This is a genomic window from Hydrogenivirga sp. (assembly GCF_056450045.1).
The window spans coordinates 1-4,182 of the sequence record NZ_JBWONM010000009.1 but is presented as its reverse complement, the minus strand read 5'-3'; the positions used below and the strand labels follow the sequence as shown (position 1 = coordinate 4,182).

The following is a 4,182-nucleotide window of genomic DNA, read 5'->3' as shown; positions in this document are numbered from 1 at the left end:
TTTTACCCCGCACCCGAGACGGCGGGCTTACCCTTGCTCCCTTTCGGGCCTGGGGGATTCACCCTGTCCCGTTGCGGGGCTTCTTATAATATAGCTCAGCAGGGGCATTCTTTCACGCCCAGTTTTCTATAAAGGGAAACAACCGGACACCAGTTGGTGAAGGCGGACTGTATCTGGTTGAGAGCCATGAAGACGAGAAAGGCTTTCCAGAACCAGTGGACATTTGCACCTGCAACACCAAAGAAGAAGACTATAAGAAGCATCACACCCGAAGTCAGCCTAAGAATCCTATCCATGCTCATTGCTTACCTCCTTGATAAGGATTTTAGAATATTCTAATATCCTTAATTAACTTTGCAAGTCCCCCCTTCGGAAGCTATATTTATAGGAAGTAAATACGAAGGGAAGTGAGCTATGACTGTCCTTAATCTAAAGGAAATCTTTGAAAGAGCAGACTCCTTTGAGAGCAGGTACCTCATAGGTCCCGAGTCTCTGTCCTTCCCGGCGGACTTAGGAGACCTGAAAGAGCCCGTTGAGGTGTACGTGCGCATAGTCAAAGACAACAAGGGCTACAAGGTATTTCTCAACATAGTGGGCAGTGTGGAACTTGAGTGCAGCAGGTGTCTGGAGGTCTTTTCCAAAGATATATCTCAGGAAAGGGAGAAGCACCTCTCCTACTATCCGAGGGAGGAGCACGTTGCCCTGGCACCTGAGGACCTTGAGGTATCCTTTATGGAGGAGCCGGACCTCCTCAACCTTGAGGACCTTGTCAGGGAGGAGATAATACTCAGCATACCTATGAAGCCCCTCTGCAGTCCCGACTGCACCGGACTGCACCATCAGGCTTTCCTCTTTGAAGAGGAAAAGGGCGCACCCCACGACCCCAGATTTGCTATACTAAGAAACCTGCTTGCCAGATAGGAGGTAAGAGAGAGATGGCAGTCCCCAAGGCTAAGACTTCAAAGTGGAGAAGGAATCAGAGAAGGGCACAGAACTTCTTCAACAAGTTCAGAAGGAGCATGCCTTCCCTGAGCGAGTGTCCGAGCTGTGGTGAGAGGATACTTCCCCACAGGGTATGCCCCTACTGCGGGCATTACAAGGGGAAGGAAGTCATCACAGTTGAGTAATGGAACGCTACGGGTTCGCCTTAGATTGCAACGGTGGGGATTATGCGCCCTTAGAGATAGTTAGGGGTGGCATATTAGCCGCGAGGGACCTCGGCTACAAGATATACCTGGTTGGGGACGGAGCCCAGATAGAGAAGATCCTTGAAAAGGCTGGGGAGAAGGGAAACCCCCTCCTTGAAGTCGTTGATGCCCCTGAGAACGTTGGCATGCACGAACCTCCTTCAAGCGTCCTTAAAAAGAGGAGATCCTCCCTCTACGTTGGGGCAAAGCTCGTAAGGGAGGGGAAGGCTGAAGGGCTTATATCCGCAGGAAACACGGGTGCGGTCCTTGCGGTGGGTAAGTTCGTAGTCGGTGCGGAGGAGGAGGTTGAGAGACCAGCCATAGGGGTTGCCCTGCCCAACCCCAAGGGAAAGACCGTACTCATAGACGTTGGTGCAAACGTTGACTCCAAGCCAAGACACCTCGTTCAGTTTGCGGTAATAGGTCATACCTACGCCCAGGAGATACTCGGCATTGAGAACCCGAGGGTTGGGCTTCTGAGCATAGGTGAGGAGGAGGGAAAGGGCAACGAGCTCGTCAAGGACACCTATCCGCTCCTTAAGCAGACCAAACTGAACTTCCTCGGGAATGCGGAGGGAAGGGACATATACGCCGGGACCTTTGATGTGATAGTGTGCGACGGCTTTGTGGGAAACATAATACTAAAGGCAAGTGAAAGCCTCGGCTTTGCCGTTGTCCAGATGATAAAGGACGAGATAAAGAAGAGCCTTCTGGCAAAGCTCGGAGCGTTCCTCCTCCTGCCCGCTCTGAACAGGTTCAAAAAGAAGGCGGACTTCACCGAGTACGGGGGGATACCCCTCCTCGGGGCTAAGAAGCCTGTGATAATAACCCACGGCAAGGCTAACGCCAAGGCTATAAGGAACGCCATAAAGGTTGCGGGCGAGTTCCTCTCTCACGACTTCAACAGGAAGCTCGTCCAGAACATAAGGGAGCTGATACCCGAAGAGGTGAAGGTTTAGATGGGCACGAAGATAGCAGGGACGGGAATTTACCTGCCCGGGAGCGTTTTGACCAACCATGACCTTGAGAAGCTCGTTGACACCTCCGATGAGTGGATAACCACGAGAACTGGCATAAAGGAGAGGAGGATAGCAAAGGAAGAGAGCGTGGTTGAGATGGCTAAGGAGGCATCCCTATCCGCCCTCGGGAGGGCGGGACTCAGCCCAAAGGATATAGACGTTGTCATCGTGGGAACGCTAACTCCAGATAAGAGGTTCCCCTCAACGGGGTGCCTGCTTCAGGCTGAGCTCGGAATGGAAGGCGGGTACGCCTTTGACCTCTCAGCCGCCTGCAGCGGCTTCTTATACTCCCTTGAGGTGGCGGACGGTCTCATCAAGGCTGGAAAGGCTGAAAGGGTCCTCGTCGTGGGAGTTGAGAAGCTATCAGAGATAGTGGACTGGACAGACAGGAGTACCTGTGTCCTCTTCGGAGACGGTGCAGGGGCGGTTGTCCTTGAGAAGTCTGAGGATGAGAGCGATGTCTTAGCCTCCGAGATGCTCTCGGACGGGAGGCTGTGGGATATCCTGTACGCGGACAAGTGCGGCTATATAAAGATGAAGGGAAGGGAGCTCTTCAAGATAGCGGTAAGGAATATGGAGGATGCCTGCAGAAAGGTACTGAGCAGTGCCGGAGTTTCCCCCGAAGATGTTTCCTTAGTCATACCCCATCAGGCTAACGTGCGGATAATAAAAGCCCTCGCCGAGAAGCTGGGTATAGCTCAGGAAAGGGTCTATGTGAACATAGACAGATACGGCAACACCTCCGCAGCCTCAATCCCAATAGCCCTCCACGAAGCCATAGAGGAGGGAAGATTGAAGAGGGGAGATCTTGTCCTAATGACCGCCATGGGCGGTGGTCTCACCTGGGGGGCGACCCTTCTAAGGTACTGAGGCTTTCAACCACCTGAGATATATCCTCAAGGGGTTTCTCACAGCGGTAGTCCCTGCACAGGTAGTAGGATACCTCTCCCTCCGGAGGGGGAAGGGTTCTCACGAACTCACTGAGGGGCTCAAGCTCCTCATCTTTGAAGGCGTAAACACCTTCCGGCAGGAACCTTTTCTGGAGCTCCAGCAGGTCTACGAGGGCTCTTTCCCTACTTCCCACCGCTATCAGCTCAAAGCCACCGGTTAGCAGTAGGTCGGCGGCTATGAGGGAGAAGGTGTGTGCCGCTGGGAAGGAGAGTAGAACCTGAGAGAAGGCTCTGAGGGTCTGGTGGGCTTTCTTCCCGTAATCGGGTTGGGATAGAATCCTTGAGAGCCTTATGAGGTTGTAAGCCATCACCGAGTTGCCGGAGGGTGTTGCACCGTCGTATATCTCCTTCTTTCTGACCAGAACCTTCTCACCGAAGTCTGGACTCTGGAAAAAGCCTAAGTTTTCCTCATCCCAGAAGTGTTCAAGGGCAAAGTCTGTGAGCCTCTTTGCCTCAGCAAGGTACCTCCCTGAGAGGGTAGCAAAGTAAAGCTCGGTTAGTCCCCATATAAGGTAGGCGTAATCCTCAAGGAAGGCATGTATCTGGGCAGAGTCCTCCTTATACCTGTGGAGTAGCCTCCCCCTTTCATCAAACATTTTCTCAAGAATAAAGTCAGCACAGGACTTAGCTCTTTCTATGAAGTCCTTCCTTCCTAAGGCGGTTCCAGCCTTGGAGAAGGCTGCTATAGCCAAGCCGTTCCAGTCGGTGAGGATCTTATCGTCTCTGAGGGGTCTCACCCTCTTCTCCCTACTGGCAAAGAGCTTAGTCCTTATGTCCTCCAACCTCTGCTTTAGAACATCAACCTCGTAGCCGAGCTCCTGGGCATACTCAGAGAGAGTCTTCTTCATGTGGAGTATGTTCCTTCCCGTCTTTCTTCTCGTAGCCTCTTCGTGGAAGTTTCCCTCCCCTGCGATGTTGAAGACCTTGAGGGCTATTCCGAGTTCCTCGGGTGTAAGGATCTCCTCCAGCTCCTTCAGAGTCCAGGTGTAGAACTTTCCCTCTTCACCTTCGCTATCCGCATCTTCA

Annotated in this window: 6 protein-coding genes and 1 other RNA gene; 4 read left to right on the top strand and 3 right to left on the bottom strand. The window is 52.7% G+C overall.

The features are described 5' to 3' along the window. Positions 1–4 precede the first annotated feature (4 nt). Positions 5–83, bottom strand: an RNA gene (gene ffs / locus AC1HCM_RS00340) — signal recognition particle sRNA small type. A gap of 12 nt (positions 84–95) precedes the next feature. Then, complete coding sequence (locus tag AC1HCM_RS00335) at positions 96–296, bottom strand: YgaP family membrane protein (RefSeq protein WP_479459784.1); 201 nt, start codon at positions 294–296, stop codon at positions 96–98. A gap of 118 nt (positions 297–414) precedes the next feature. Between AC1HCM_RS00335 and AC1HCM_RS00330 the strand changes: the two genes are divergently transcribed. Genes AC1HCM_RS00330 through AC1HCM_RS00315 form a run of 4 tightly spaced genes read left to right on the top strand, consistent with a single transcriptional unit; the run spans position 415 to position 3,076 of the window. After that, a complete protein-coding gene (locus AC1HCM_RS00330) occupies positions 415–921 on the top strand; it encodes a YceD family protein (protein WP_479459783.1) in 507 nt (168 codons plus the stop codon). Between the two features lie 14 nt (positions 922–935). Then, positions 936–1,127, top strand: a complete 192-nt coding sequence (rpmF, locus tag AC1HCM_RS00325) for a 50S ribosomal protein L32 (RefSeq protein ID WP_479459782.1) — start codon at positions 936–938, stop codon at positions 1,125–1,127. Next, a complete protein-coding gene (plsX, locus tag AC1HCM_RS00320; protein WP_479459781.1) occupies positions 1,127–2,146 on the top strand; it encodes a phosphate acyltransferase PlsX in 1,020 nt (339 codons plus the stop codon). The genes rpmF and plsX overlap by 1 nt, the downstream gene beginning before the upstream one ends. After that, positions 2,147–3,076 carry a beta-ketoacyl-ACP synthase III gene (locus tag AC1HCM_RS00315; RefSeq protein WP_479459780.1) on the top strand — a complete coding sequence of 310 codons (930 nt, stop codon included), beginning with the start codon at positions 2,147–2,149 and terminating at the stop codon, positions 3,074–3,076. Here the strand turns inward: AC1HCM_RS00315 and AC1HCM_RS00310 are convergent. Then, positions 3,045–4,182, bottom strand: a 1,138-nt coding sequence (locus tag AC1HCM_RS00310; protein WP_479459779.1) for a thioredoxin domain-containing protein, incomplete at its 5' end; no start/stop codon positions are given. The genes AC1HCM_RS00315 and AC1HCM_RS00310 overlap by 32 nt on opposite strands.

Bases quoted from the DNA above. Each gene is read 5' to 3' on its own strand.
- AC1HCM_RS00335 (WP_479459784.1), bottom strand. From the start codon at position 296: ATGGATAGGATTCTTAGGCTGACTTCGGGTGTGATGCTTCTTATAGTC.
- AC1HCM_RS00330 (WP_479459783.1), top strand. From the start codon at position 415: ATGACTGTCCTTAATCTAAAGGAAATCTTTGAAAGAGCAGACTCCTTT.
- rpmF (WP_479459782.1), top strand. From the start codon at position 936: ATGGCAGTCCCCAAGGCTAAGACTTCAAAGTGGAGAAGGAATCAGAGA.
- plsX (WP_479459781.1), top strand. From the start codon at position 1,127: ATGGAACGCTACGGGTTCGCCTTAGATTGCAACGGTGGGGATTATGCG.
- AC1HCM_RS00315 (WP_479459780.1), top strand. From the start codon at position 2,147: ATGGGCACGAAGATAGCAGGGACGGGAATTTACCTGCCCGGGAGCGTT.